25 protein-coding genes are annotated in these 26,448 nt (G+C 66.6%); 11 read left to right on the top strand and 14 right to left on the bottom strand.

The features are described 5' to 3' along the window. Window positions 1–60 precede the first annotated feature (60 nt). Window positions 61–3,405, bottom strand: a complete 3,345-nt coding sequence (gene recC, locus ABZ293_RS09035; RefSeq protein ID WP_355178784.1) for an exodeoxyribonuclease V subunit gamma — start codon at window positions 3,403–3,405, stop codon at window positions 61–63. Window positions 3,406–3,977: 572 nt separating this feature from the next. Between recC and ABZ293_RS09030 the strand changes: the two genes are divergently transcribed. Next, window positions 3,978–4,826, top strand: a complete 849-nt coding sequence (locus tag ABZ293_RS09030; protein WP_355178782.1) for a tat pathway signal sequence — start codon at window positions 3,978–3,980, stop codon at window positions 4,824–4,826. On the opposite strand, the gene ABZ293_RS09025 is transcribed toward ABZ293_RS09030, so the two are convergent. Further along, window positions 4,813–6,273: a cytochrome P450 gene (locus tag ABZ293_RS09025; RefSeq protein ID WP_355178780.1), complete on the bottom strand. Its 1,461-nt coding sequence runs from the start codon at window positions 6,271–6,273 to the stop codon at window positions 4,813–4,815. The two genes, ABZ293_RS09030 and ABZ293_RS09025, sit on opposite strands and share 14 nt — an antisense overlap. Before the next feature lie 144 nt (window positions 6,274–6,417). Here ABZ293_RS09025 and ABZ293_RS09020 point away from each other — a divergent pair, with 144 nt between their 5' ends. Continuing rightward, window positions 6,418–7,857, top strand: coding sequence for an NAD(P)/FAD-dependent oxidoreductase (locus ABZ293_RS09020; RefSeq protein WP_355178778.1), 1,440 nt, complete (start codon window positions 6,418–6,420; stop codon window positions 7,855–7,857). A gap of 297 nt (window positions 7,858–8,154) precedes the next feature. Here the strand turns inward: ABZ293_RS09020 and ABZ293_RS09015 are convergent, their stop codons facing one another. Genes ABZ293_RS09015 through ABZ293_RS09005 form a run of 3 tightly spaced genes read right to left on the bottom strand, consistent with a single transcriptional unit; the run spans window position 8,155 to window position 10,202 of the window. Next, window positions 8,155–8,805 carry an urease accessory protein UreD gene (locus ABZ293_RS09015; protein ID WP_355178776.1) on the bottom strand — a complete coding sequence of 217 codons (651 nt, stop codon included), beginning with the start codon at window positions 8,803–8,805 and terminating at the stop codon, window positions 8,155–8,157. Continuing rightward, window positions 8,795–9,511, bottom strand: coding sequence for an urease accessory protein UreG (ureG, locus tag ABZ293_RS09010; RefSeq protein ID WP_355178774.1), 717 nt, complete (start codon window positions 9,509–9,511; stop codon window positions 8,795–8,797). The genes ABZ293_RS09015 and ureG overlap by 11 nt, the downstream gene beginning before the upstream one ends. A gap of 40 nt (window positions 9,512–9,551) precedes the next feature. After that, window positions 9,552–10,202 carry an urease accessory UreF family protein gene (locus tag ABZ293_RS09005; RefSeq protein ID WP_355178772.1) on the bottom strand — a complete coding sequence of 217 codons (651 nt, stop codon included), beginning with the start codon at window positions 10,200–10,202 and terminating at the stop codon, window positions 9,552–9,554. Between the two features lie 247 nt (window positions 10,203–10,449). Here ABZ293_RS09005 and ABZ293_RS09000 point away from each other — a divergent pair, with 247 nt between their 5' ends. Then, entirely contained in the window at window positions 10,450–11,556 is a 1,107-nt protein-coding gene (locus ABZ293_RS09000; protein ID WP_355178770.1) for a 4Fe-4S binding protein, read from the top strand. Window positions 11,557–11,566: 10 nt separating this feature from the next. Here the strand turns inward: ABZ293_RS09000 and ABZ293_RS08995 are convergent, their stop codons facing one another. The 3 genes from ABZ293_RS08995 to ABZ293_RS08985 are packed head-to-tail and all read right to left on the bottom strand — an operon-like array spanning window position 11,567 to window position 14,407. Beyond that, complete coding sequence (locus ABZ293_RS08995) at window positions 11,567–12,436, bottom strand: SDR family NAD(P)-dependent oxidoreductase (protein WP_355178768.1); 870 nt, start codon at window positions 12,434–12,436, stop codon at window positions 11,567–11,569. Window positions 12,437–12,485: 49 nt separating this feature from the next. After that, window positions 12,486–12,890, bottom strand: a complete 405-nt coding sequence (locus ABZ293_RS08990) for a hypothetical protein (RefSeq protein ID WP_354959155.1) — start codon at window positions 12,888–12,890, stop codon at window positions 12,486–12,488. Between the two features lie 50 nt (window positions 12,891–12,940). Continuing rightward, window positions 12,941–14,407 carry an MFS transporter gene (locus ABZ293_RS08985; RefSeq protein WP_355178766.1) on the bottom strand — a complete coding sequence of 489 codons (1,467 nt, stop codon included), beginning with the start codon at window positions 14,405–14,407 and terminating at the stop codon, window positions 12,941–12,943. 90 nt (window positions 14,408–14,497) lie between these two features. Here ABZ293_RS08985 and ABZ293_RS08980 point away from each other — a divergent pair, with 90 nt between their 5' ends. Both ABZ293_RS08980 and ABZ293_RS08975 read left to right on the top strand, forming a co-directional pair. After that, a complete protein-coding gene (locus ABZ293_RS08980; RefSeq protein ID WP_355178764.1) occupies window positions 14,498–15,175 on the top strand; it encodes a TetR family transcriptional regulator in 678 nt (225 codons plus the stop codon). A gap of 57 nt (window positions 15,176–15,232) precedes the next feature. Next, window positions 15,233–16,213: a zinc-binding dehydrogenase gene (locus ABZ293_RS08975; protein WP_355178762.1), complete on the top strand. Its 981-nt coding sequence runs from the start codon at window positions 15,233–15,235 to the stop codon at window positions 16,211–16,213. Between the two features lie 26 nt (window positions 16,214–16,239). Here the strand turns inward: ABZ293_RS08975 and ABZ293_RS08970 are convergent, their stop codons facing one another. The 5 genes from ABZ293_RS08970 to ABZ293_RS08950 all read right to left on the bottom strand — a co-directional run bounded on the left by ABZ293_RS08970 (window position 16,240) and on the right by ABZ293_RS08950 (window position 20,298). Then, window positions 16,240–16,920: an O-methyltransferase gene (locus ABZ293_RS08970; RefSeq protein WP_354959151.1), complete on the bottom strand. Its 681-nt coding sequence runs from the start codon at window positions 16,918–16,920 to the stop codon at window positions 16,240–16,242. 400 nt (window positions 16,921–17,320) lie between these two features. Then, on the bottom strand, window positions 17,321–19,042 hold the full coding sequence (locus ABZ293_RS08965) for an urease subunit alpha (protein ID WP_355178760.1): 1,722 nt from the start codon (window positions 19,040–19,042) through the stop codon (window positions 17,321–17,323). A 95-nt stretch (window positions 19,043–19,137) separates the two neighbouring features. Continuing rightward, window positions 19,138–19,464 (bottom strand): urease subunit beta, encoded by a 327-nt coding sequence (locus ABZ293_RS08960; RefSeq protein ID WP_355178759.1) that lies wholly within the window; start codon window positions 19,462–19,464, stop codon window positions 19,138–19,140. A gap of 8 nt (window positions 19,465–19,472) precedes the next feature. Then, entirely contained in the window at window positions 19,473–19,775 is a 303-nt protein-coding gene (locus ABZ293_RS08955) for an urease subunit gamma (protein ID WP_063037372.1), read from the bottom strand. Window positions 19,776–19,842: 67 nt separating this feature from the next. After that, a complete protein-coding gene (locus tag ABZ293_RS08950; RefSeq protein WP_355178757.1) occupies window positions 19,843–20,298 on the bottom strand; it encodes a PaaI family thioesterase in 456 nt (151 codons plus the stop codon). 232 nt (window positions 20,299–20,530) lie between these two features. Between ABZ293_RS08950 and ABZ293_RS08945 the strand changes: the two genes are divergently transcribed. Then, entirely contained in the window at window positions 20,531–21,034 is a 504-nt protein-coding gene (locus ABZ293_RS08945; protein ID WP_355178755.1) for a nitroreductase family protein, read from the top strand. Between the two features lie 6 nt (window positions 21,035–21,040). On the opposite strand, the gene ABZ293_RS08940 is transcribed toward ABZ293_RS08945, so the two are convergent. Further along, complete coding sequence (locus ABZ293_RS08940; protein WP_355178753.1) at window positions 21,041–21,754, bottom strand: hypothetical protein; 714 nt, start codon at window positions 21,752–21,754, stop codon at window positions 21,041–21,043. A 109-nt stretch (window positions 21,755–21,863) separates the two neighbouring features. Here ABZ293_RS08940 and ABZ293_RS08935 point away from each other — a divergent pair, with 109 nt between their 5' ends. The 5 genes from ABZ293_RS08935 (at window position 21,864) to ABZ293_RS08915 (ending at window position 26,424) form a co-directional block, all read left to right on the top strand. Continuing rightward, window positions 21,864–22,937 (top strand): iron ABC transporter permease, encoded by a 1,074-nt coding sequence (locus ABZ293_RS08935; protein WP_355178751.1) that lies wholly within the window; start codon window positions 21,864–21,866, stop codon window positions 22,935–22,937. 140 nt (window positions 22,938–23,077) lie between these two features. Further along, a complete protein-coding gene (locus tag ABZ293_RS08930) occupies window positions 23,078–24,091 on the top strand; it encodes an iron chelate uptake ABC transporter family permease subunit (RefSeq protein WP_355179113.1) in 1,014 nt (337 codons plus the stop codon). Then, window positions 24,088–24,918: an ABC transporter ATP-binding protein gene (locus ABZ293_RS08925; RefSeq protein WP_355178749.1), complete on the top strand. Its 831-nt coding sequence runs from the start codon at window positions 24,088–24,090 to the stop codon at window positions 24,916–24,918. The genes ABZ293_RS08930 and ABZ293_RS08925 overlap by 4 nt, the downstream gene beginning before the upstream one ends. 110 nt (window positions 24,919–25,028) lie before the next feature. Beyond that, the gene (locus ABZ293_RS08920) at window positions 25,029–25,421 is read left to right on the top strand and encodes a BlaI/MecI/CopY family transcriptional regulator (protein ID WP_354959141.1); all 393 of its coding nucleotides are present in this window, start codon (window positions 25,029–25,031) and stop codon (window positions 25,419–25,421) included. A 64-nt stretch (window positions 25,422–25,485) separates the two neighbouring features. Further along, window positions 25,486–26,424 (top strand): M56 family metallopeptidase, encoded by a 939-nt coding sequence (locus ABZ293_RS08915; RefSeq protein ID WP_355178747.1) that lies wholly within the window; start codon window positions 25,486–25,488, stop codon window positions 26,422–26,424. Window positions 26,425–26,448: the final 24 nt, after the last annotated feature.

Here is a 26,448-nt window from a genome sequence, read left to right as displayed (position 1 = left end):
GCGCCGGACCATTGAGCCGTGATTCCGGACCAGGCGCACGGCGAATCCCCGCGATACCACTCACGGCTGTCCCTGGCTCTCGGCGGCGAGCAGGGGTGCCCACATGCGGCGAGCCAAAGAGCCGAAGCGGGTGGTTTCGCCGGGTTCACCCGCCGGGGCGGGGCTTGCCATGAGGTGTTCCAGGCGCGGGGCTCGGCCCCAGATGTAGCGAAGATGACGGTCGGTGTGATCGCCGAACGGGCCGGGGCCATTGGGGCCGCCGTTGAACTCGCGTTCGGCGGCGGCGATGGCCTCCTCGGCGTTCGAGCCGCGGAAGCGGCGTTCGGCGTATACGGCGGTGGCGGAGGGCGCGATCGGCAGCGGTTCGGTCAGGCCCGCGTCACGCAAGCGGACCAATTCACGCAGAATCGCCAGTGCGGCAGGCGGTTCCGGGGCAGTCAGCTCGGAACGCCATGCGGGACGGCCGAATTGGCCACGCCCGGTGGTGACTGCGCGCCAACTACGGTCCTCGGTGACGGCCAGGGCGAGCAGCGAAACCCACGCGGCAATACGGTGTTTCGGAGCCAGCCGGGAGAATGTCGTGCGAACCAGCGACTCTCCATGCACCTCGGGCACCGTGCCGGTGAGTCGGCGGCCATTGCCCAGATCCACCGCAATATCGACCGCACGCGACGCACCCTCGTACTCGGGCAGCGCCGCGCGGACCAACTTGTCCACCGTGGATTCCACCTCGTCGAGGACTGCGCCGCCGAATCCGAACGGCGGCAATGTTCCGCGCCGCCACTCCGCCGCACGCAGGGTCGATGGGTCCGCACCCGTCAGCCGCGCGGCCAGCAGTCGTTCGCCGAGTTCCCATTTCGCGAGGCCGTCGAGTTCGATGGGCAGCCGGTCGGCAATGTCCTCTTCGTGTTCGGGTACGCGCAGACCGATGCGCTGCCACAGGAACGCACGCACCGGATGCTCGACGAACGAAATCAGATCGGCCAGTGCGATATCGGTGAGTTCGAGTGCGGGCAGCGGCGCGGGCAGGAATGCGGGCCGCTGCTGTGCGGGCTGTCCGGCCGCCTCGGCACCGGCGAGTGCGACTGTGTCGAAGCTGAAGGGGCGCTCGGCGCGGAAATTGCGACGGTCGAAGCCCTGCAATGGGTGTCGGGTCACCACCGCGTCCATCCCGTCCGCGCCGACGTGTGCACGCAGCACGTCCAGCAGTTCGGCGACCGGGATCGCGGGCGGGCGGTGCGCGCCGGTCACCGGGTCGGCGCCGGTGTGGAAGATCAGCAGTCGCTCGGTGGCCGCGAGCACCGCGTCCAACAGGAGCTGGCGGTCCTCGCTGCGCCCATCCCGTTCGCCGAGGAGCGGATTGCGCGCGAGCAAGTCATCGCCGTCGACGCCGCTGGTGCGCGGGAAGACCTCATCGTCGAGCCCGAGCAGCACCACCACCCGATGCGGCACCGAACGCATCGGCACCATCGTGCACACGGTCAGCTCACCGGTACGGAAATTGGCTCTGGTCGGCCGCGCCGCGAGTCGACTCGACAGCAGCACACCAATATCGGCCAGCCGCAATGGCACATCGCCCGCATGGTCGGTAGCCGCGGCCAACTCGCGGCGGGCCTCGGTGCGCACCCATGCCTGACTATCGGGCACATCGGTGAGCAGATCGAGGCAGCGGCCGAGGACCTGCGCCCATTCGTGGGCCGGACGCGGCCCGCGCAGATCCCGCAGGCACACCGCGAGTCGGTCGATGAATTCCGCGAACCGACCGGCCAGATCGACATCATTGCTGTCCACATCGTCCAACGGCAGCGCGAGATCCAGCCAGTCGTCGGCGGATTCGTCCGCGGTCACCCCGAGTAGGATTCGATCCACCGCGCTGTTCAGCGTGTTCTGCGCGAAGTCGGCCAGCCCGAACGCCTGCCGCTGCCGCTGTCCGATCCCCCAGCGCGCGCCGGATTCGGCCGCCCATTCGCGCAAACGCTCGATATCATCGTCATCGAAACCGCAACGGCGCCGGACGGTTTCGGACGCCGCCAGATCCAGCACCTGAGTAACCGTCACCCGCCCATCGGCGAGCTCGAGCAGCACCGCGATCACCACGAGCATCGGATTGGTCACCCCGCGCCCACGATCGGCGAGCCGTACGCGCAGCAGATGCGCCGGATGCGCCGAATCCCCCACCGGCTCAACCGATCCCACCTGCTTCTGACCGAATGCTGCCCGCACCAGCGGCGCGTAGGCCTCGACCTCGGGACACATGATCAGCACATCCCGCGGTTCCAGCGTGTCATCGGCGGCGAACAATCCGAGCAGGCACTCCCGCAATACCTCCACCTGCCGCGCCGGTCCATGGCAGGAATGCACCTGGACGGTCGTGTCATCGAAGGTCGCGGGTACCGGCGGCCACATATCGTCCCGAATTCCGGATTGCAGTGCGGTCAGCCGCGTTCGGCTCGAATCTGCCTGCCCGCCAAGTGGTGTCGAGCCATGGTGCGCATCGCTGGCGCCCGCACCGATGAGCCGCTGCTGCAGCTCGCGCACATCCCGTCCGAGCCCCGCCAGCAGCGGATGCCGGAGCACCGTCGCGCTGACATCATCGCCCCGCGCGACCGCGGGCGCCAAGCCGCCCAACTCCGTCCACATCGCCGGACTAGGATGCGCGAGCGACAGATGCACCGCGCGCCGCTCGGCCAATGCCGACAACACCGCCAGCTGATCGGTCGGCAACCGCGTCACCCCGAACAGCGACACCCGCTCGGGCAGATCGACCGACTCGGGCTCGGCCCGCAACCGCGCACAGGCCGCGTCGAGCCGTTCGGCCGGACTCGGCACCCCGACCTCGGCCCGCAACCGCCGCCACAGCTGCGGTTGCCACAACAGATCATCCGGCACCGCCCGCCCGGCACCATCGGTGTCGGAACCGCTGGCCCATTCCATGATCAGCCCCGGTCGCTGCGCCGCATAGCTGTCGAACAGCGCCGCCAGATGCGCGGCGGTGGCGTATCGACGCCCGACGCGATGCCCGCCCGAATCCCCGGCGCCCAGATGCCGCGCGAGCACCGCACTCCACGGTTCGGCCAGTGACGCGTCGATCACCCGCAGCAAAGTCCATACGAGCTGCTCCGACGCCCACGGATCCGCATCGGGCGCCACCCCACTCACCGCAGCGAGCGCCTCGGCGACCAACGCACCGGGAGATGGGAATTCGATATTCGCGGCGACACCATCCGAACGCCCCGACACTCCGAGCACGGTCGACAGCCGTTGCGTCAGCCAGCGCTCGACACCCTTGGCGGGCACCGCGACCACCTCGGCCGCGAAGGCATCCGGCAACGGCTCGGCAAGCAGCTCGGCCAGTGCCTGCGCCAACGCGTCGGCGCGCTCGGCACGATGAATGTGCAGCGGCATGTGCGCCCTCTCGTCGGTCGATCCGGTATGTCCGCGCTGCGCGTCAAGTCGCCTATCCGTACGCCTCGCCGCTCCCGCACGTTTATACGCCCAGCGATCAGCACGCAACCCTCCGGCCCCACTCCCGCGAGAGTGAAATAAGCCACACGCGAACGATTTACTTCGTCGTGTCACCTCGGAACGAGGCGCTCGATGTGCAACAGTGCTCAACCGGGGAGGAACGGGGATAGCTGCACGAAAGGCTGGTTCGCGTTCAATGATGGCGATGGTGATTCCCCTGGTTCCGAGAGGCGGGTTCACAGTCCGCCGCGTCGGTGACAGATGGGAGCTGGTCAACTCGCGCTCATATGGCCGGACCGTTGTGCTACACACCTGGCCACGTGACCAACATGCCGAGGCCTTCGCGCATTGCTACCGTCTCAACGGGCGCACCGTCGAGGAACTACACGCGGCGTTTCACTAGGCGCTCTGACGAAAGACACTGCGGTGCAAGCACGCAACGCCTGCTACCACAGCGTCGCGCAGAGCTCAAGACGTGCGTCCGGCCCGCCGATGTGCGATCGTGTTGCCTCGTGCGTCACGCCTCCGTCTCTGTTCTCGCCGCTGCGGCGATCCTGGTCCCCACTACCCCCGCGCTGATTCCGTCGGCCTTTGCCGCGCCTCTGGTGCATACGCAGGGCTGCCTGGCCGGTTTCGATTGCGATATGAGCAGCCGAATCGCCGCTGTCGATGCGTATCTGAAGAATCGGCCCGGTGTGACGGGTTACGTAGTCCGTGATCGGGTCAGCGGTGGGGTGTACGCGAACGAGAATGCGGAGAATTCGGTCTGGACCGCGTCCACCATCAAACTTGCCATCGCCGTTGACCTGCTCAACCGCGCACGGGCGGGTGTGATCGGACTCGGTCCCGACGACCGCGCGCTGATGGAGTCCATGCTCGCCACGTCCAATGACCAAGCCGCCGACATCCTCTGGAACAAATACGCGGGCATCGATCGGATGGCCTATAACAATGCCTTCCGCGCCAATGGCATGGTGACGCTGGTTCCGCAGCCGACCAATACCGCGATGTTCCCGGACTGGTCGTTCCAGAAGTGCACGCCCGCCGATCTGGATCGGCTGATGGATTCGGTCTTCAACCATATGCATCCCGACGACCGGAACTATCTGCTCGATCGCATGCGCGCGGTCGACAGCAATCAACACTGGGGCCTCTGGGGTGCGGGCGCGGCAATGCGGCCGGGCCTGAAGAACGGCTGGTCGGAGGAACAGGGCGGCTGGGTGGTCAATTCGGTCGGCTTCGCGGGTCCCGGCGAGCGCTACACCCTGGCAATCATGAGTTCGCTCGGCGGCGATGGCGGCTACACCGAGGGTGCCGCCACCGACACCAAGGTCGCGGAACTGCTTTTCAGCGGACGCTGAGCTGATTCGAGCTACCCGCTCGCGAACGCAATAACACGGGCGCACCATCCCGGGGGAACGGAATTGTCGTGAACCCCCACGGCATTCGGTAATCCTCCGGGAGTTCCCACTCGTAATCGCGTACCAATGCCGCGATGATCGTCTTCACCTCGAGGGTTCCGAAGTGCATGCCGATGCACTTGTGCGCGCCCGCCCCGAACGGCACCCAGGCGAGTCGATGCGATTTGTCCTCGCGCCGCGCTTCGCCGAAGCGTTCGGGATCGAACACGTCCGGCCGGGTCCACAGCTCCGGCAGGAAGTGGTTGATGTGGTAGGCGCAATCGACGGGCGTGCCAGCCGGAATGTAATGCCCGAGAATCTCGGTATCGCGCACCGCACGCCGCACGAAACCGGGTACCGGCGGCATCAACCGCAGACTCTCCTTGATGACCAGATCCAGGTCGTGCATGCGGTCCAAATCGGCGATCGTCGGTGCGGCACTACCGATTTCCGCATCGACGCGCAGCACTTCGGCCCGCACGCGGCGCTGCCATTCGGGATGTTTGCCGAGGTAATAGGCGACGGCGGTGGCGGTGGTCGTCGTGGTGTCGTGCGCGGCCATGATGAGGAAGATCATGTGGTTCACCACATCCGCGTCGCTGAATTCGGCGCCGTCCTCGGTGCGCGCATGACACAGCGCGGAGAAGAAATCCGCCGACTCGGTCCGGCGCTTCTGCGGCAGCATTTCCGTGAAGTACTGCTCGAGCACCCGCCGCCCGCGCAGCCCGGCGCGCCAGTTGCCACCGGGCACGGAATGTCGAATGATCGCGAGCCCGGCATGGGTGCAATCGATGAACGCGTCGATGAGTTTGCGGCGCTGCGTACCGACATCGACGGCCATGAAGGTCTCACTCGCAATTTCCAGCGTCAATTCCTTGATCGTCGGATAGAGCCGGACCGTGCCGCGCTGTTCCGACGCCCACCGGCCGATGGCCGCCCGCGCCACCGGCGTCAATGTCGCCAGATGCGCTTCGAGCCGCTCTCGAGTGAAAGCCTGTTGCATGATCCGGCGATGGAACAGGTGCTCGTCGAATTCGAGCAGCAGTAGTCCGCGCCCGAAGAACGAGCCGATGAAGTAATCCCACCCTTGGCCGAAGTCGCGGCGGCGCTTGCCGAGCACCTCATCTATCGCCTCCGGACCACAGATCAGCACCCGATCCAATCCCAGCGAGGAATTGAGTGAAACCGGGCCGTATCGGCGATACCGGTCCATCATTTCCGCCGGACCCCAGCGCAGATAGTGCAGACCTCGCCCGAAATATGGCAATCCGGCATCGCCGCTCACCGCGGTCGCGGAACTGCCCCGTGGCGGTGTGGCCAGCACATGATGACGCTCGGGAACCCGGCGCAATAGTCGATCGATCACATGGTCGTCAGGAATGTCGATCAACGACGCATTCTCGGACATGATCTATGGTATTCGACAGCAGTGGTGCATCGCAGCACATCAACAACCGGGATCTCGCCGTGACGGCCAGCAGAGCGCCGACTACCGTAAGTCGGGTCAGTAACGTTCGAGGGGCCGCCACCCCAGGTTTGAGGAGCACCGACGATGAGCACTCAGTCTGTCGAGGAGAACCATCGCCACCGGGTGGTGGTGATCGGGTCGGGCTTCGGCGGCTTGTTCGGAACCAAGCACCTCAAGCGGGCCGACGTCGACATCACCCTGATCTCGAAGACCTCGACCCACCTGTTCCAGCCCCTGCTCTACCAGGTGGCCACCGGCATCCTCTCCGTCGGCGAGATCGCCCCCGCGACCCGGCTGGTGCTGCGCAAGCAGAAGAATGCGCAGGTCTTGCTCGGCGATGTCATCGATATCGACCTCGAGCAGCAGACGGTCACCTCACAGCTGCTCAACCAGAACACCGTCACCTCTTTCGACAGCTTGATCGTGGCGACCGGCGCGCAGCAGTCCTACTTCGGTAACGACCAGTTCGCCACTTACGCCCCCGGCATGAAGACCATCGATGACGCGCTGGAGCTACGCGCGCGCATCCTGGGCGCATTCGAAGGGGCCGAGCTGGCCGTCACCCAGGAACTGCGGGACCGGCTGCTCACCTTCGTGGTGATCGGCGCCGGACCCACCGGTGTCGAATTGGCGGGCCAGATCGCCGAACTCGCCGATCGCACCCTGGAAGGCACCTTCCACAACATCGATCCCCGCGATGCGCGGGTGATCCTGCTCGAGGGCGCGGGCGCGGTACTCGGCCCGATGGGCCCGAAGCTGGGCGGTAAGGCAAAGCGGCGGCTGGAGAAGATGGGCGTGGAGATCCAGCTCAACGCCATGGTCACCAATGTCGACGCGCACGGTGTCACGGTGAAGGACGCCGACGGCACCGTGCGCCGCATCGAATCCTCGTGCAAGGTGTGGTCGGCCGGTGTGCAGGGCAGCCCGCTGGGCAAGATGCTGGCCGAGCAGTCCGACGGCACCGAGGTCGACCGCGCCGGTCGCGTCATCGTCGAACCCGATCTGACCATCAAGGGCCATCCGAATGTCTTCGTGGTCGGCGACCTGATGTCGGTACCGAATGTGCCCGGTCAGGCGCAGGGTGCGATCCAGGGCGCGACCTATGCGGCCAAGCAGATCAAGGCCGGGCTGAACGGCCAAGCACCGCAGGATCGTAAGCCGTTCAAGTACTTCAACAAGGGCAGTATGGCGACGGTGTCGCGGTTCAGCGCCGTCTGCCAGATCGGCAAGCTGGAATTCGGCGGGTTCATCGCCTGGCTGGCCTGGCTGGCGCTGCACCTCTATTACCTGGTCGGCTACCGCAGCCGGATCATCACCGTCATCCAGTGGTTCGTAACCTTCCTCGGCCGCAGCCGCGGGCAGATGGCCGCCACCGAACAGTGGGTGTTCGCCCGACTCGCGGTGGAGGCGGTTCAGGCCGATCAACAGGAGGCCGACGAGCTCGCCGCCGCACTCGGTGCACCGCCCGCAGAGAACGGAAAGGCCGCGCTCACTGATAAGGCGGCCAACCGCAAAGTGGGCTGATTCGCCCGAAACCGGCCTTTATCCGCCGAGGCACAAATCGCACCCATCCGAGCGCCCCTCCGGTCGGAATGTCGATCGACATTTCTGTGGTGTCGCCGCGGCGGCTGTCAGCGCGTTCAACGCACCCTCTCGGGTCGTAGGCGACCGACCGAACACCGGACCGGGGTGGAAACCTGACGACGCTGTCGGGTTCCCACCTCTCTTCATTCCCCCGCCCGAACCGCCGCTACACCCGTAGGGCTGTGTGCGGCCCGAAGCTGTGACCGACTACACATTTTCGAGTCGGCGAAGCGGAAGTCAGCCGTTCGGGCCCAGCAGCACTCCGGTTCGGGTGGACAGGGTCCCACCGATGGCCAGCGGGAGGCGGGATGCGACCAAACCGGTCGTGTCCGCGGGCCGGTCATCGGGGTAGACAAGTTCACTGTCCAATGCCCTTGGGGCGCCCAGGTTATCGTCCGTCGCACCGTCCGCGCCGAGTTCCAATCGGTGCCGCAGCAGCGGCAGATCCCCGACGTCGGCAATGAGATCACCACGCCAGCCGCCGTCGTCCTCGCCGGTGCGGCCGATCTGCACCCGTTCGCGCAGCCGCAGCCGGGCCTCGGGCGTCAGCCGCACCACGGTGACGGCGTGATGGTGTGCGCCGCCCGCAACGATCGTCGGCTCCGGATCGAAATCCAGTGCGCCCGCGACGTCGAAACGCCAGTGCGCCAATGACAGTGGCGTTGCCGCGCTGGGCAGTGCGATGGTGGCGGCGACCGAGCGCACGACCAACCGCGCGCCCACGCCGACCACGATCTCGATATCGAGCTCGTCGCCACCGAGCGGGGTCGCGGCGGTGCCGATCAGATGGACGGTATGGGGACCGGTGCGCCGAACCGCCAGCCCGCCGCTCGCGTGGATCTCGGGCAGCGTGCCGACGGCCGCGACAATGCGAACCTCAGTGCGCAACAGCGGATTCGGTGGCCGACCCATCCTGCTCGGCGATCGCGTGCAGTTGCTCGCGCACCCAGGCGAGCACGTCGGTGGCGGCCGGATCCTCGGTCAGCGAGATCATCGCGGTCCGGCGACCGTCGCGAACCTTCGCGGCATCGCGCTCCATCACACCGAGGTCGGCACCGACCAGCGGGGCGAGATCGGTCTTATTGATCACCAGCAGATCCGAGAAGGTCACACCGGGGCCGCCCTTGCGCGGCACCTTATCGCCGCCCGCCACATCGATGACGAAGATCTGCACATCGATCAGGCCGGAGGAAAAGGTGGCGGTGAGGTTATCGCCGCCGGATTCCACCAGGATCAGGTCCAGCGGCGGATTGGCCGCGATCAGATCGTCGATGGCGTCGAGGTTGGCGGTGATGTCGTCGCGGATGGCGGTGTGCGGGCAGCCACCGGTCTGGACGGCGGTGATCCGCTCGTCCGGCAGCACCGCGTTGCGGCGCAGGAAGTCGGCGTCCTCGGTGGTGTAGATGTCATTGGTCAGCACCGCGAGGGAGAGTTCATCGCGCAGCTGCCGGCACAGAGCGGCCACCAGGGCGGTCTTGCCCGAACCGACCGGTCCGCCGATGCCGATGCGCAGCGCCTCTCCGGGCGTGCGCGCACGCTTGGGGCGGTCATGGGAGTGCTGATGCGGCTCGCCGTCGATCAGATGGGGTGGCATATCGTGCTCCTTTCCGCCTTCATCCTTGCCGATCACGCACCTAGGACGCGAACAGGGGCATATCGCGCACCAGGTGCCGCTGGGCGAGCACATCCTGCAGCGGGTCCGACAGCGCGGCGAGTCCGGTCGCGGCCTCGGCCGCGGTGCGATCACAGAGTTCGCCGAGCCGGATCGTGCAGGCGGCGACCGCCGCGGGATCCAGCGCGAGCAACCGCTGCGCCGCCGTCGCGGCTCCGGTCATGGTCGTATAGACGACAACCGCCGCGGTGTCCTCCGGAGTCGCCCCGCAGATGTGCCCCACGACGCCGAATGCCGTGGATAGATGCGGCCGCGCGCCGAGCACCGCCCAATCCCCTCCCGGCCAAACCTGTTTCGCCAACCGCAGCAACCCACGCCCCTGTGCCCGCGACGCCGCCCGCGCGGCCGGGGCCGGAGTCCGCGCATCCGCCTCTGCCTCGGCCCGCACCGCAGCCAACTTCCCGGCGCACACCGCCGCCGCCAATGACGCCGCCACCAGCCCCGATGTCCGGATCCGCCGCCGCAAATACGACTCGACCGTCCCGACATCGCGCACGATCCCGGACGCCACCGCCTCCTCCACACCGCCGGAATGCACATGTCCCCCGATCGGCAGCCGCGAATCGGCCAGCGCGAACAATGTCGCCAACCCACTGCCTCCCGATCTGTCCATCAGTCGATCCTATGCGTGACACGGTCGGGCTCCCTCACCCCGACCGGGCCACACATGATCTTCGGATCGGGACAGGGTGTAGATCGACACGGTGCTGTATCGGATTCGATATGTCGGTCACTCCTGCGGGAAACCGACCGCAATCGAGCGCCGATTCCACGACACGCCCGGTGTGCGATGAGTTTCGGCGTTCGGCGGGGTCTATCTTCCTGAGGCCGTGCCGGTCTCGCGTCAACGAGGAGGTCCGATGTCGGCAGTGAACCAGGAACCAACAGGGCAGCGGCGGCTGGCGGAGCACCCGACCGTGCAGCGGATGGCCGAACGGGCGCGCACGAAACCTGATCCGGTACTGAGCGTTTCGCGGCTGCGCGAGCTCTGTCTCGAGGCCGGAGCCGACGATGTGGGCTTCGTGCCGGTCGAGGACCCGCGCGTAGCGGTCGAACTCGAGCACGCGCGCGAAATCCTGCCCTCCGCACGGACATTCGTGGCCTTCTGCGTCCGGATGAACCGGGACAACCTGCGCAGCACCATGCGCAGCCTCGCCAATACCGAGTTCAACCACGCCGACGACGAAACCAATGAGGTGTCACGGCGAATAACCAGAGCGCTACAGGATGCCGGATACCGTGCCGTCTATCCGGCCCCGGGATATCCGATGGAGGTCGATAAGTTTCCGGGTCGCATCTGGGTGATCGCGCACAAGGTGGTGGCCGAGGCGGCCGGGCTCGGCGTTATGGGTATCCACCGCAATGTCATTCATCCGAAGTTCGGCAACTTCATCCTGCTCGGCACGGTGGTCACCGACGCGGTGATCGACGAACCGAGCGCATCGCTGGATTTCAGCCCGTGTTTGGAATGCAAGCTCTGCGTCTCGGCATGTCCGGTGGGCGCGATCACCAACGACGGCGGCTTCGATTTCCAGGCCTGCTATACGCACAACTACCGCGAGTTCATGGGCGGCTTCACCGATTGGGCCGAAACCGTCGCCGACAGCGATAACGCCGCCGAATACCGCGAGCGCGTCAGCACCGGCGAATCGTTCTCGATGTGGCAGAGCCTGTCGTTCAAACCCAATTACAAGGCCGGTTACTGCATGGCCGTCTGCCCGGCCGGTGAGGATGTGATCGGCGCCTACCTCGACGATCGCAAGGGCCACCTCGATGACGTTGTGCGCCCATTGCAGAACAAGCCCGAACCCGTCTACGTCCTGCCGGGATCCGCCGCACAAGAGCACGTCACGCGCCGGTTCCCGAATAAGACACCGCAGGCCGTAACCAATGGGTTCCCGGACGAGGTCAACGACCTGCTCGATCAGATCGGCCCGCGCCCCCGGCCGCGCAACCGAGCCGACTGACCGGGCCCGGCTAGCGTCGGAAGGAACGCTCCATGAAGCGCTGCGCCCCTTTGCGGGTCAGAGCCGACCAGGCTTCGATACGGTGCGACCACCAGGGCGCGATCTCGCGCGGTTTGACAGTTACCGCGTAACAGACCAGATCGGAGGCTTCGTCGACGGTCAGTCCGGGGACGCGACTGAAGTCGGTCGGTGCGCTCATCCTGGTGTGTACGAGCGGCATGTAGATGGAGGTGGTGATGACCTTATCGGCGGCGATTTCGGCCGCGGCGCTGCGCAACCAGACGTCGAAGGCGGATTTCGACGCACCGTAGGCGGCCCACCGCGGGGCGGGCGGCATGAGCACGCCCCAGGTGGAGATGTTCACGATATGGCCCTGTTTGCGTTCGCGCATGCTCGGCAGCAAGGTGAGCAGTAGACGGACCGGGCCGAGGTAGTTCACGTCGATGGTACGGGTGAAATCATGGAATCGGTCATAGGAATCGTCGATCGAGCGGCGAATCGACTTGCCCGCGTTATTGATCAGCACATCGATGTGACCATGTTCGGCCAATAGGTTGCGGCCGAGCTTTTCGACGGCATCCATATCGGTCATATCCGTCGGGTAGGCGTATGCCGTGCCACCCTCGGCGGCAATGTCGGCCGCCACTTGCTCGAGCTCGTCGACCGAGCGCGCCACCAGCAGCACCACCCCACCGGCCGCCGCCAGTTTGCGCGCAGCGGCCTTGCCGATGCCGTGCGAGGCGCCGGTCACCAGCACGACCCGGCCCGCGACCGCCGTACGCAGGGATTTCTCGCGCGGCCGCGAGGTCGGATACAGCAGCCACGCCGCCACCCGCTCGGCGAGCGGGCGGCCATTGCTCGAAGCGGGAGTGTGGTTCACGCTATCGACTGTATGCGCCAACCGGCCCAGACACCTCCCCTATCGATGATCACTCATCGGCGGCGCGCAGCAGCTCGGGCAGATCCTGGCGGGTCAGATAGGCCGCGATCCGCGGCCCGTCCGCGGCCCGCCGGACCAGGAAGTCGCTGTAGACATCGAGCGACCGCGCGCCGAACGACAGTGTCCACCGCGCCGAAGTCAGCCAATAATGCCCGCCCAGTTCGACGGTCGTCTGCTCGACCAACCGCGCCCGCGGCCCCGAATCGAACTGGCGCGCCCGCGCTTTCGCGCCCGCGACGAACTCCTCCCGGCTCAGACAGCGACTCGACGTCGGCGTGGTCACCAGGATGACGGGTTCGAAAAGACTTGGCAGCGTGGCAAAATCGGACGTCGCGACGATCTCGTCGTATCTGCGGATAAAGCCCTCGATCGAGGTGATGTCATGAGAAAACATGACATCTAATTATATCGCGAATCGAGCCCGATCCCGCGGAGGCGCGCCGTTCAGCGCCGCGGCGCGAATGCCGCGACCGCCGCCATCGCCACCAGCAGCACCGCGCCGACCGAGGTCGCGATATGCATTCCGGAGACGAAGGATTCGCGCGCGGAATCGATCAGCGCGGTGTTCCCGTCCGCGTGCTGAATGGTTTCGCCGAGGGTGTCCGCATAGGCACCGCCCGATCGGAAGACCAGCGCCGCAATCGAACCCAGTAGCGCCAAGCCGAGCGCATTGCCCAGTTCGAAACTGGTCTCGGAGATCCCGACCGCGGAACCGGCCCGCTCCGGCGGCACCGAGGACACCGCCACATCCGACACCAGGGTGAAGGCCAGGCCGTAACCGATGCCCGCAATCGTCGATCCGGCCAGGTACCAGGCGATTCCGCCGTCCACGCCGACACCGATCAGCATGACATTGCCCACCGCTGCGGCCAACAGCGCCAGCACGAAGGTGGAACGCACCCCGAGCTTGTGCCCGATCCGCGCACCGCCCATCGAGCAGACGAAAACCGCGATCGCCATCGGAATCCCGAACAGCGCGGCCGCCAGCGGCTCACGTCCGGTCACCGATTGCAGATAGACACTGGTGAGATAACTCATCGCCGCCAGCGACATCATGCCGACCAGACTCGATCCGATGGCGACCGTGAACTGCACCCGCCGGAACAGCCGCAGGTCCAGCAGCGGTTCGGCCAGCTGTCGCTGCCGTCGCACGAAGACGGCGAGCAATACGACGCCGACGAGTCCGATGCCGATCGATGCGATGTCGAACCCCTCGGCCGCGATCTGCTTCACCGCGTACACCGCCGGGAGGATGCCGCCGATCGACAGCAGCACACTCGGAATATCCAGCGGGCCGACCACACCCGAGCGATGTTCGGGCAGTACGAACGGACCGAAGGCGAGCAGGATCAGCAGTACCGGAATATTGATGAGAAATACCGAGCCCCACCAGAAGTGGTGCAACAGCAAACCGCCGAGTACCGGCCCCACCGCGGATCCGCCCGCGAAGAACGCGGTCCACACCCCGATCGCCGCGGCGCGTTCGCGGGCATTCGGAAACAGGCTGGAGATCAGCGCGAGACTCGACGGCAGCAGGGTCGCACCGCCCATACCCATCAGCGCCCTGGCGATGATCAGCACCACCGCATTCGGGGCGAAGGCCGCGACGACCGAGGCGATGCCGAATACCGAGGCACCGGCCAGCAGAATATTGCGCCGCCCGATCCGGTCCCCGAGATTGCCCATGGTGATGAGCAGGCCCGCGATGAGGAAGCCGTAGATATCGAGAATCCACAGCTGCTGCGCGGCCGACGGATCGAGATCCAGGGTGAGCGTCGGCATGGCCAGGAACAGCACCGAGATATCCATCGACACCAGCAGCACCGGCAGCAGTAGCACCGCGAGGCCCAGCCAAGCGCGCCGCGAACCCGTCGGCGCCGTCGCCACCCGCGCGGCCTCCACCTGAGTCATTCCCGAATCCTCTCCGTGTCGCGTACGGCGTACGCGTCCGTCCGGGTACAGTGTACGCATGCGGCCTCAAAACTGGAAGCGAGTCATGGGATGACCGAGCCGAAGCTCACCCGAGCCGCCATTGTCGACACCGCGATCACCCTCGCCGACGAGGAAGGTCTCGACGGGTTGTCCATGCGACATATCGCCGAGCGGATGGGTGTCGGCGCCATGTCGCTGTACCGGCATGTCGCGAATAAGGATGAACTGCTCGCCCTGATGACCGATGAGATATCGGCTCGCAACCCGTACCCCTCACCGGAGGGGCAGAACTGGACTTGGCGCGACCGGGTCCGCATTGCCGCCGAGATCGATTGGGCGCTCTACCAACAGCATCCGTGGGTGCTGCTGACCTTCGCCATGCCCCGGTACAGTTTCGGTCCACAGGGCCTGGCCTGTTTCGCGTGGCTGGTCGAGGGTCTGCGTGAGTTGAATGTCTCGACCCGCGAGGCGGCAACCATGGCTTTCGCGGTGTGGAACTACATCTCCGGGGCCACGCTCCCGCATATCAGTGGTGCACTGGTCGCGCGCAAGGGCATGAATCCGGAAGGGGACAACGGACTGCGGGCATTGCTGGAAGGAAAATCACAGCTGCCGATTCCGCCCGCACTCGCCGATCTGAACGGCAGCGGTGTGAGCGATCTCACTTCAGAGGATCTGTTGTATCTCGGATTGTCCGCACTCTGCGACGGATTCGAGGCCCGCTGCGTTCGGACGAGCACGTCTTGACCTGAATGGCACTTCAGGTTGCACGGTTGACTCGATTGCCGACGAACAGGAGTCACCGTGCACGCCATCCGCCTTCATGCCTTCGGGCCGGCCGAGAATCTGCGCTACGAAACGGTGCCCGATCCGGTGCCCGGACTGGGGCAGGTGCTCATCCGGGTCGCGGCGGCGGGCGTGCACGTCGTCGATACCGCGTTGCGCAGGGGCGAGCCCGGACCGTACCCGCTGCCACAGCTGCCGACCATTCCGGGCCGTGAGGTCGCCGGGTTCGTGGACCGGATCGGGCCGGATGTCGATACGTCCTGGCTCGGCAAGCGGGTGGTCGCACATCTCGGGGCGGTTCCCGGTGGCTATGTCGAGTTGGCCGTGACGGAAACCGTTCGGCTGCACGAGATTCCGACCGATCTCGATGCGGCCGAGGCGGTCGCGATCATCGGCACCGGGCGAACGACCATGGGGATTTCGCTGTTCACCGAACTCGGTCCCGACAGCGTGGTGGTGGTAACCGCGGCGGCAGGCGGCATCGGGACCCTGCTGGTTCAGCATGCGAAGAACGTCGGCGCCACCGTGGTCGGCCTGGCCGGTGGACCAGCGAAAGTCGAACTGGTGCAACGCAATGGAGCCGATATCGCGATCGACTATCTACTCCCCGACTGGCCGGCTCAGGTGCTCGCCCGACTCGGCGACCGGCGTGCCACCGTGCTGTTCGATGGTGTCGGCGGCGAAATAAGCGGCGCCGCAATCGATCTGCTCGCTAAGGGCGGTCAGCATCTCGTCTATGGCGCGGCCAATGGCGCGCCACTATTGCTGTCGGAGGAGGAGTCGGCGGCGCGCGGCATCATTTCCGAACTGGTCGTCGGACCGCGCCTCATCCAGCGGGTCGGCGGTGATCTGCGCCCGCTCGAGGACAAGGCCATGGCCGAGGCCGCAGCCGGTCGACTGCGGCCCGCGGTCCAGCGTTTCGCGCTGGCCGATGCCGTCGGTGCGCACCGCGCGCTGGAGACACGCGGCACCGTCGGCAAGGTGGTACTTCAGGCGTAGCAGCGATAGCCCCAGCCAACCAGCTGCTAGTCGACCGACTCGCCGTTGACCACGGCGTACACGAAGCCGTCCCAGCCCTTGCTGCCCACTGTCTGCAGCACCGTCGCATCGAGACTCGGCTCGGCGGCCAGCAGATCGATCAGATCGCGGCTCGCCTGCACCATCGGGTCGTCGGAATGCTCGTCGGCGACAGCACCATTGCGCACCACATTGTCGACGATGATCACCGATCCGGGGCGGGTCAGGCGCAGCGCCCAGAGCACATAGTTCGAATTGTTGACCTTGTCGGCATCGATGAACACCAGGTCGAACGGGTCCGGATCCTCATCGGCCAGCACCGGCAGGCTGTCCAGGGCCGCGCCGACCCGGATATCGACCCGTTCGCCGACTCCGGCCCGATCCAGATTCTCCCGTGCCACCGCCGCATGCCGCGGCTCGAACTCCAGGGTGACCACCTGCCCCTCCTTGCCCACCGCGCGGGCCAGCCAGATCGTGCTGTACCCGCCGAGCGTCCCGATCTCCAGCACCCGACGCGCCTGGACCGACCGCGCGATCAGATGTAAGAACTTTCCCTGCGCGGGCGATACATCGATCGCGGGCAGCCCGGCCGCCGAGTTCGCGGCCAATGCCGCCGCAGTCGAATCCCCCTCTCCCACCAGAGTCTCCACCAGGTAGCTGTCCACATCGGCCCATTCGAAGGTCGTCATACCCGCAGTCTGCCACCGCACACCCTGATACCGCCGCAATCGGACACCAGCGACCGCATGGAATTCGGCCGCCCCTGGCGATTCGCGCACATGTTTCGGCCACCTCGCACAGGTTGCAAACCTATGCGCGGCACTCACAAGATCTGCGATAGCGGCCCGGCCGTGGTGCGGCGGATCCACGTCGGGGAAGCGGTTCGCGTACTGGCCGATGATGGCGGCGCCTGCCTCGTCGCCGACCACGTCGTGGACCAAGCCTTCGACTTGGTGGCGGCGTCCAGCCTGGGCGCGGCGCATGCAGGACATGATCTCGGTGGAGATCACGGAGGGGTCCGTGCCGCGCGCAGCTGCGGCGACGCGCGCGGCAACATGCGTCCGTGCGGATTCCGCTGGGGCGACGTCCTCAGAACAGGAAATACCGCTGGGCCATTGGCAACTCGGTGGCGGGCTGTTCCGTCCAGACCTCGCCATTGATGCGGACGGTGAAGGTGTCCGGATCGACCTCGATGCGGGGCATGGCGTCGTTGTTGGTCATATCCGCCTTGGTAACGCGGCGAACGTTCTTGACGGGAGCCAGTTTCCGGCGCAGGCCGAGACGTTCGGCGAGACCGTCCTCGATGGCCTGTTCGGAAACGAAGTGCACAGATGTGTCCGCGGCGACCAGTGGTGCGGCACCGAACATGGGGCGCGGCAACACCGGCTGCGGGGTCGGGATGGAGGCGTTGGCGTCACCCATGGCAGCCCAGGCGATCGCACCGCCCTTGAGGACGGCGTGCGGACGGACACCGAAGAATGCCGGGTCCCAGAGGACCAGATCCGCGAGCTTGCCCACTTCCACCGAACCGATTTCGTCGTCCAGGCCGTGCGCGATCGCCGGACAGATCGTGTACTTCGCGATATAGCGCCGCACCCTCGCATTGTCGGCGGCGCCGTCACCGGGCAGCGAACCACGGCGGCGCTTCATGACGTGTGCGGTCTGCCAGGTGCGCACGAGGACCTCGCCGATGCGGCCCATGGCCTGTGAGTCGCTGCCGATCATCGAGATCGCGCCGAGATCGTGCAGCAGATCCTCGGCGGCGATGGTGGAGGGCCGGATCCGACTCTCCGCGAACGCGAGGTCCTCTGGGATGGACGCGCTGAGGTGGTGACACACCATGAGCATGTCCAGGTGCTCGTCCAAGGTGTTGACCGTGTGCGGGCGGGTCGGGTTGGTCGAGCTGGGCAGCACATTGAGATGCGAGACGACGGTGATGATGTCGGGCGCGTGCCCGCCACCGGCACCCTCGGTGTGATACGCGTGGATGCCGCGGCCCGCGATGGCGGCGATGGTGTCCTCGACGAATCCGGCCTCGTTCAAGGTGTCCGAATGCAGCGCCACCTGCACACCCGCCGCATCGGCGACGGTGAGGCAGGCATCGATCGCGGCCGGAGTGGACCCCCAGTCCTCGTGCAGTTTGAAACCCGCTGCGCCGCCGCGCAATTGCTCCCACATGGATTCGGCGCTGACCGTATTGCCCTTGCCGAGCAGCACGATATTCATCGGCCAGCCGTCGGTGGCCGCCAACATCCGCGCCAGATGCCACGATCCGGGCGTGACCGTGGTCGCCTTACTGCCCTCGGCGGGACCGGTGCCGCCGCCGATCAGGGTGGTGATGCCGCCGCCGAGCGCCTCGTCCATCAGCTGTGGACAGATGAAGTGCACATGACAGTCGATCGCGCCCGCGGTGAGGATGCGGCCATTGCCCGAGATGATCTCGGTATTCGGACCGACCACCAGATCCGGATGCACCCCGTTCATGGTGTCCGGATTGCCCGCCTTGCCGATCGCGCAGATGCGGCCGTCGCGAATGCCGACGTCGGCCTTGATGATTCCCCAATGGTCGATGATGACCGCGCCGGTGATCACGGTGTCCGGGGTGCCCTCGGCCCGGGTCGCGCGGGCTTGTCCCATGGATTCGCGCAATACCTTGCCGCCGCCGAATACGGCCTCATCGCCCGCGAGACCAGGCCCACCGCTGCGATCTTCGGTGATCTCGACGAGCAGATCGGTGTCCGCCAGGCGAATTCGGTCGCCGGTGGTCGGTCCGAAGAGCTCGGCATACCGTGCGCGGCTCAGCTCACTCATCGCGTCCTATCTCCCGGGCGCACGGAATCATGCGCCCCACACCGAATCGTCTGCGCAAGCCCGCGCGGCATACGCATCGTGCAGGCGGTCTCGCGCTAGCCATCGAGACGTCCAGGAGGCGTCAGGCTGATGCCGTGGACCGCACGGGCGCCGCCGAGCGGGACCAGCGAAACTCGTTGTCCGAGACCGGGCTCGAAGCGCACCGCGGTTCCGGCGGGGATATCGAGCCGACGCCCGTGCGCGGCCGCCCGATCGAAACGCAACGCCGCATTGGCCTGCGGGAAATGCGCGTGGCTGCCCACCTGGACCGGCCGATCACCGGTGTTCACGACATCGAGTTCGATCCGATCCGCGCCCGCGTTCAGCTCGATAGTGCCCTCCGCACAGAAGTATTCACCCGGGACGAGCGGAGAATCAGCCATCACCGCCCCTAACCGATCGGATGATGGACGGTGACCAGCTTGGTGCCATCCGGAAAAGTGGCCTCGACCTGCACATCGTGGATCATCTCCGGCACGCCCTCCATCACATCGGCACGCGTGAGAACCGTTCGCCCCGAAGACATCAGCTCCGCGACGGTGCGCCCGTCGCGCGCGCCCTCGAGCACGTGGTCGGTGATCAGCGCGACCGCCTCGGGATGATTCAGCTCGAGTCCACGCGCCTGCCTGCGCCGGGCCAGTTCGGCCGCATAACTCAGCAGCAGCCGTTCCTGCTCATGCGGCGACAGTCGCATCCGGGCTCCTCGGCGGTCGTGGATCAGGGTGACGGTAATTCTGGCACGCCCGTGTCGGGGGTGCCGGTCAATCCCTGGCGGGCAGATTCTGCAGCCGCACCTGGCCGCGGGCGACCGTGCGTCCCTCATCGTCGGTGAGCACGACCTGCCACAGCTGCTGCAACCGGCCGCGGTGCAGCGGCGTCGCCTCGCCGAAGACCTTGCCCTCGCGCACCGAGCGCAGGAAGTCGCTGTTGTTGTTCACGCCGACCACGGTGCCCTTATTGCCCTGCGCGGTGTACCAGACCCCGCCGCCGATGCTGGCGAGCGATTCGATGACGGTGCAGTACACGCCGCCGTTGACAATGCCGGCCAGCTGCTGCAGCTGTGGTCCCGCGGTCAGCTCACCACGCACCCGGTCCGGCGTGACCTCGGTGAATTCGAGGCCGATCAGATCGGTGAAGGTGTTCTTGCTGAGTTCGGTCAGCAGCTCCGGCGTGACCTCGGCCAGCGACTGGATCTGGGCAACTTCCCGCTGTGTCATGCATTCACCTTGGCACAGCGTGTCTCGGGTCTCGCACGATGCTCCCCGATGGCCGTTTGCATCCCCGATACAGAGCGGCGGGCTCCAAATGCACACAGAGCCCGCCGCGGCAATGGATCGGGGGTTCACGGCAGCCCTCCGGAACACTCGGCCGATCCCAACGCCGTGACTACTATAGGTCAGGCTTACCTAACTAGGCAATTCCGTACCGTGTCGCACTAGGCTCGCGGCGGTGCATTCGATCAAGATCCTGCGGTCTACCAGACACTTTCTGCCAGAACGCGTCCCGCGCTCGACCGTCGAGGACATCATCGACACGGCCCGGTGGACCGGTTCGGCGCGCAACCGTCAGCCATGGCGGTTCATCGCCGTGACCACCGACGCGCTGCGGGTCGAACTGAGCAAGCTCGGCCACTATGCCGGCCATCTCGCCGAGGCGCCACTGATCCTCGTATTGCTCTCCGCGGACAACGGTTTCACCGATACCGAGTTCGATATGGGTCGCATCTGCCAGTCATTGTGCTTGGCGGCTCACGACCACGGCCTCGGTACGTGCGTCACCACATTTCACCCCGCAGAGAACGTCACTCGGGTGGTCGCCCTGCTCGATATCCAGCCCGGCTGGCTGCCACACCACGCGATCGCCATCGGCCGCCGAGATCCACACCGACACCGGAGTCCATCGGCCATCCCCGCCGGACGGCTGCCCGGGTCAACCCTGCTCACCTGGGCATAGCAGCGTCTACCGAACCGGGCACCCCGTCGCACGTCGCACCGGCAGACCACGCTCCTCCAGCGCAAGCAGCAATCCCGCACCACGCCGCGCACCGACCAAGGAATCCGTCCGCGCCAGATCCGGCACATAGGTGGCCGCGCCGACAATGGATTCGCCGACGAGGGACCAGAACCGGCGCTCACCGAGCCCCGCGCAGCCCGCCAGGGTCCGCTGGATCAATCGCAGCGACGGCTCGCACCGATGCGCAAGCCAGACGTACATCGCCTGCTCGCACGGCAAAGTCACCACACCGGGCCCACCGGCCAGTCGATCGCCGTCGAGTACGCGAATCGTGGTGTCGTCCAACCCAGCCCAGTCGATGCCGCCGTCATTGTCGGCGTGGATCCACAGGTTGTCGATACCCGGATCCCACACCCGCCCCTCGGCCACCAGCAGGGCGACCACCCGCCCGATCACCGCGTGGATCAGCGCGGTCGCCACCACTTCGGCGGCGGTATCGGCGCTGATCATCTCCGCGGCGTGGCGCCGGTACATCAACTCGATCCGACCCTCGCGCAATCCGTCGGCAAGCCGCCACCAGCGCCGCCTGCCCTGCTCGGACATGGCGGTCACCGCGTAGACCCGCGGGTGTTCGGGTTGTAGTGAGCGCAGCCGGGCACACGCTCTCCCGAACGCCACATGGGGCTGGCCGGGCATGCGGGTTGCCACTGACTCGGGCATCGAACCTCCTCGGGTCGGCTCGGTAATGAGGTCGGGTCGCAAAGATAGGTTAGGCTTACCAGACCTAGCAACCGGACACCGCATATCGAGTCAGGAGAAGTTCGTCGCCGTGACGGCATCACGCACCATCGCGCCGGGGGCGCGACGAACGAATCCAGCGCGTTATCGCCGACTCGGGCTCGTCCTGCTGAGCGCGCTACTGCTGCTCGCGGCCGTGGCCAGCATCGCGATCGGCACCCGATCGCTGTCACCCGGCACCGTCTACGACGCCGTGCACAATGCCTTCACCTGCCCGGGAGGACCGTTCCACTGCCCGGCCGGATCGACCGCGGAGGAGATCGTGCGCGGACTTCGCCTGCCGCGCACCGCACTTGCGCTGGTCACCGGGCTCGCACTGGGTATCGCCGGTGCGCTGATCCAGGGCTATACCCGCAATCCGCTCGCCGACGCGGGACTGCTCGGCTTGAATGCGGGCGCGGCATTCCTTGCGGCGCTGAGTATTTACCTGTTCGCGCTGACCGCGCCCGAACAGTACATCTGGTTCGCCTTCGCGGGAGCGCTGGCCGCGGGGTCGGTGGTATTCGGGGTGTCGGCGATCGGCGGCGGTAAGGCGAGCCCGCTCAGCTTGGTGCTGGCCGGTGCCGCGGTGACCGCAGTCCTACAGGCCATGACGAATGCCATTGTGCTGCTGGACAATGCGGCGCTGGACAGCTACCGATTCTGGGTGGTCGGCACCGTGAACGGACGCGATGCCGAGGTGTTCTGGCAGGTGCTGCCGTTCTTGGCGCTCGGCGTGGTACTCGCCGTCGTGGCCTCGCCCGGGTTGAATCTGCTCAGCCTCGGTGACGAGGTCGCGCGCGGGCTCGGCGTGAATATCGGGCGCAGCCGGGCGCTCGGACTGGCCGCAATCGTCTTGCTGAGTGGCGCGGCGACGGCGGCAGTCGGCCCGATTGCATTCATCGGGTTGGTCGTGCCGCATATCGCACGGGTTTTCACCGGTCCCGACTACCGCTGGCTGATCCCGCATTCCGGACTGCTCGGCGCGCTGCTGCTGCTCGTCGCCGATGTGGCCGGGCGAATTGTGGCGCGCCCCGGCGAGTTACAGGTCGGTGTGATGATCGCGGCCCTCGGTGCGCCGTTCTTCATCCTGCTCGTCCGTCGCAAGAAGTTGGTGAGCCTGTGAGCGACCGAATCATGGACGAGCTCTCCCCAGATCACACCGCCTTCGCGCAGGCACCGCCCCCGGCATCGACCGAGATACCGCTGAATCGCATCCGCCCCGCCCTGCGCCTCGGCCCGGCCTCCATAGTGCTGCGTCCCACCATGGCGCTGATAGTTCTTACACTCGCCGCCACCCTGCTCACACTCTTCTGCCTCGATATCGCCTTCGGTGACACCCACATTCCGCTCGGCCGCGTCCTGGATGTGCTGACCGGCGGCGGCACCCGATCCCAGCGTTTCATCGTGCTGGAATCCCGTTTGCCGCGCGCGCTCACCGCGCTGGTCGTCGGTGCGGCACTCGGCATCGCGGGTGCGATCACCCAGTCCATCCTGCACAATCCGCTGGCCGCGCCGGATATCCTCGGCATCACCACCGGTTCCAGCCTGGGTGCTGTTGCCGTCCTCGTCGGAACCGGCGGCACGACAACGGGATTCGCCGCGAGCGTCGGCGCCCCGCTGGCCGCGCTTGCCGGTGGGCTGTGCACCGCGACCGCCATCTACGTACTCGCTTGGGGCCGCGGCGTGACCGGCGACCGCGGTGTCACCCCGATGCGACTGGTACTGATCGGCATCGGGGTGAACGCATTCCTGTTGTCCGGCATCAGCTTTCTGCTCACCCGCGCCAGCCTGCAGGATGCGGCCCGTGCGCAACTCTGGCTCAATGGCTCACTCAATAGCGCCGATCGGACCAGGCTGATCCCGGCCGCGCTCGCACTGGCCGTGGTCGCGTTGGTGGCGGTGGGCTCCGCGAGAACCCTTGCCGCGCTGCGCCTCGGCACCGATACCACCCGGGTGCTCGGGGTTCGGATCCAGACCCAGCAGGCCCTGTTGATCGGCGCGGCCGTGGTGGCCGCATCGGTCGCCACCGCCGCGGTCGGTCCGGTCGGATTTGTGGCGCTCGCCGCACCGCAGATCGCGCGCCGACTGCTGCGAACTCCCGGCGAACCGCTCATCGGCTCGGCGTTCACCGGTGCCATCCTGGTGGTCGGCGCGGATGTTGCCGCGCGCACGCTATTTCCGGTCGACCTGCCGGTCGGTGTCGTGACCGCCGCCTTCGGCGGACCGTTCCTGCTCTACCTGCTCGTGCGTATGAATCGGAAGGCGACCCTGTCATGATCACCGACACGCGGCTCTCCGCACAGGAAGTCACCCTCGGCTACGGCGACCGCGTCATCGTCGATGGACTCAGCATCGGTTTCGCACCCGGCGTGGTCACCACCGTCATCGGCCCCAATGGCTGCGGCAAGTCGACCATGTTGCGCGCGCTGGGTCGGCTGCTGCGCCCGCAACAGGGCCGAATCCTGTTGGACGGTAAGGCGATCTCGTCGATGAAGACCAAGGATGTCGCGCGCATCGTCGGCATGCTGCCGCAGTCGCCGGTCGCGCCCGAGGGGCTGACCGTCGCGGATCTCGTTGCGCGCGGACGTCATCCGCACCAGTCCTGGATCCGGCAGTGGTCGGCCACCGACGAAGACGAGGTCATCTCCGCGCTCGCCGCGACGGGCGTTGCCGATCTGGCCGATCGCACCCTCGACGAGTTGTCCGGCGGGCAGCGCCAGCGCGCCTGGATCTCGATGGCATTGGCCCAGGGCACCGACATCCTGCTGCTCGACGAGCCGACCACTTATCTCGATCTCGCACATTCGGTCGAGGTGCTGGACCTCGTCGACCGCCTGCACGACGAGCACGGCCGCACCGTGGTGATGGTGCTGCACGATCTCAACCTGGCCATCCGCTATAGCGACCGGCTCATCGTCATGCGCGACGGACGCATCGTCGCCCAGGGCGCACCCGCCGACATCATCAATGTCGCGTTGCTGCGCGAGGTCTTCGATCTCGACGCGTCCGTGTTGGAGGATCCGGTGTCCGGTCGACCGATGATCGTGCCCATCGGAACGCGACACGTCCGGGCCGCCTTCGAATCGGACGCGGTGCCGAGCTAGTCCCAGCGCTGGGGCTGCCGCACAACCTATGACAAATACCACACCAGCTATCAAGCAGTTACGACGACCTGTAGTACGCAATTGTGTCGTTGAGTCCGTAAACTTGTGGAATGGCAGGACTTGGTGAACTCGAGAAAGCGGTCATGGACCAGCTGTGGTCGACTGACGAACCGCAGACCGTACGGCAGGTACACGAGGCTTTGGCCGCCCGCCGTGAGCTCGCGTACACCACGGTGATGACGGTGCTGCAACGACTGGCGAAGAAGAACCTCGTGGTGCAGCGACGCGACGACCGCGCCCACCGCTACGCCCCGGTGCACACCCGCGATGAACTGGTGGCCAGCTTGATGGTCGACGCACTGCAACAGGCCGATGTGGCGGGCAGCCGCGCGGCAGCGCTCGTGCACTTCGTTGAACAGGTCGGTAGGGACGACACGGACGCGTTGCGCGAAGCACTCGCTAAGCTCGAAGCATCCGAAGATACTGCGCCGCCGAAGCAGTAGTCTTGGGATCCTGGCCTCACAATGAGGTGAGTGCCCTGGCCCCACAACGCAGTGAGCTGAGTCGATGAACGCAACCGCGCCGGTCTTTGCCGGTCTCGCTTTGCTTCTCGCGGGGCCCGCCCCAGCGCTGTTGAGCCGCGCGACCTGGCCGTACCGGACACCGCGTGCTGCGCTCGTGTTGTGGCAGGCCATCGCGCTCGCAGCCGTGCTCAGCGCATTCGGTTCGGGGCTGGCCATCGCCGCCCAACTACTCGTACCGGGACCGGACGGTCGCCCGACCACCTCCCCGGCGCGCGAGATCGATGCGCTCGGACTGCCGCTGTGGCTGGCGTACGTTTTCGTCTTCGCCTTGACGCTGCTGGTCGGCGCGCGACTGATGTACGCGATCGTGCGCGTCGGCGTGCACACCCGCAGGCGTCGGGCGCGCCACCGCATGCTCGTCGATCTGCTCGACCAGAGCGGACCACAGCGCCGCGCGGCCGATATCCGGGTGCTCGGCTCGACCGAGCCGATCGCCTACTGCCTGCCCGGCCTGCGCCAGCGGGTGGTATTGAGCGAGGGCACGCTGACCAGCCTGCAGGACGCCGAGGTCACGGCCATCGTCAGCCATGAACGCTCCCATCTGCGGGCCCGCCACGACCTGGTGCTCGAGGCCTTCACCGCGGTGCACGAGGCATTCCCCCGGGTGGTGCGCAGCAAGGCGGCGCTCGGCTCGGTGAAACTGCTGATCGAACTGCTCGCCGACGATTCGGCCGTGAAGGTCACCGGCCCGAAGCCGCTGGCCCGCGCCCTGGTCGCCTGCGCGAAATCCACGGCACCGCAGGGCGCGCTCGCCGCTGGCGGTCCGACCACCTTGATCCGCATCCAGCGACTGGGTGGACGCATCGGCGATATTCGGGTCGCCGCGGCGGCCTATCTGGGGTCGGCGGCCATCCTGGTGGTCCCGACCATGGCCGTCGCGGTACCCTGGCTGGTCGAACTGGATCGACTGCTCCGTAACTGATTCATCCGGTTCCACCTGATACAC

The sequence above is a fragment of the Nocardia sp. NPDC005998 genome (assembly GCF_040614395.1).
GTDB lineage: Bacteria > Actinomycetota > Actinomycetes > Mycobacteriales > Mycobacteriaceae > Nocardia.
Note: the sequence above shows the minus strand (reverse complement) of the source record. Positions and strands in the feature narration are given on the sequence as shown.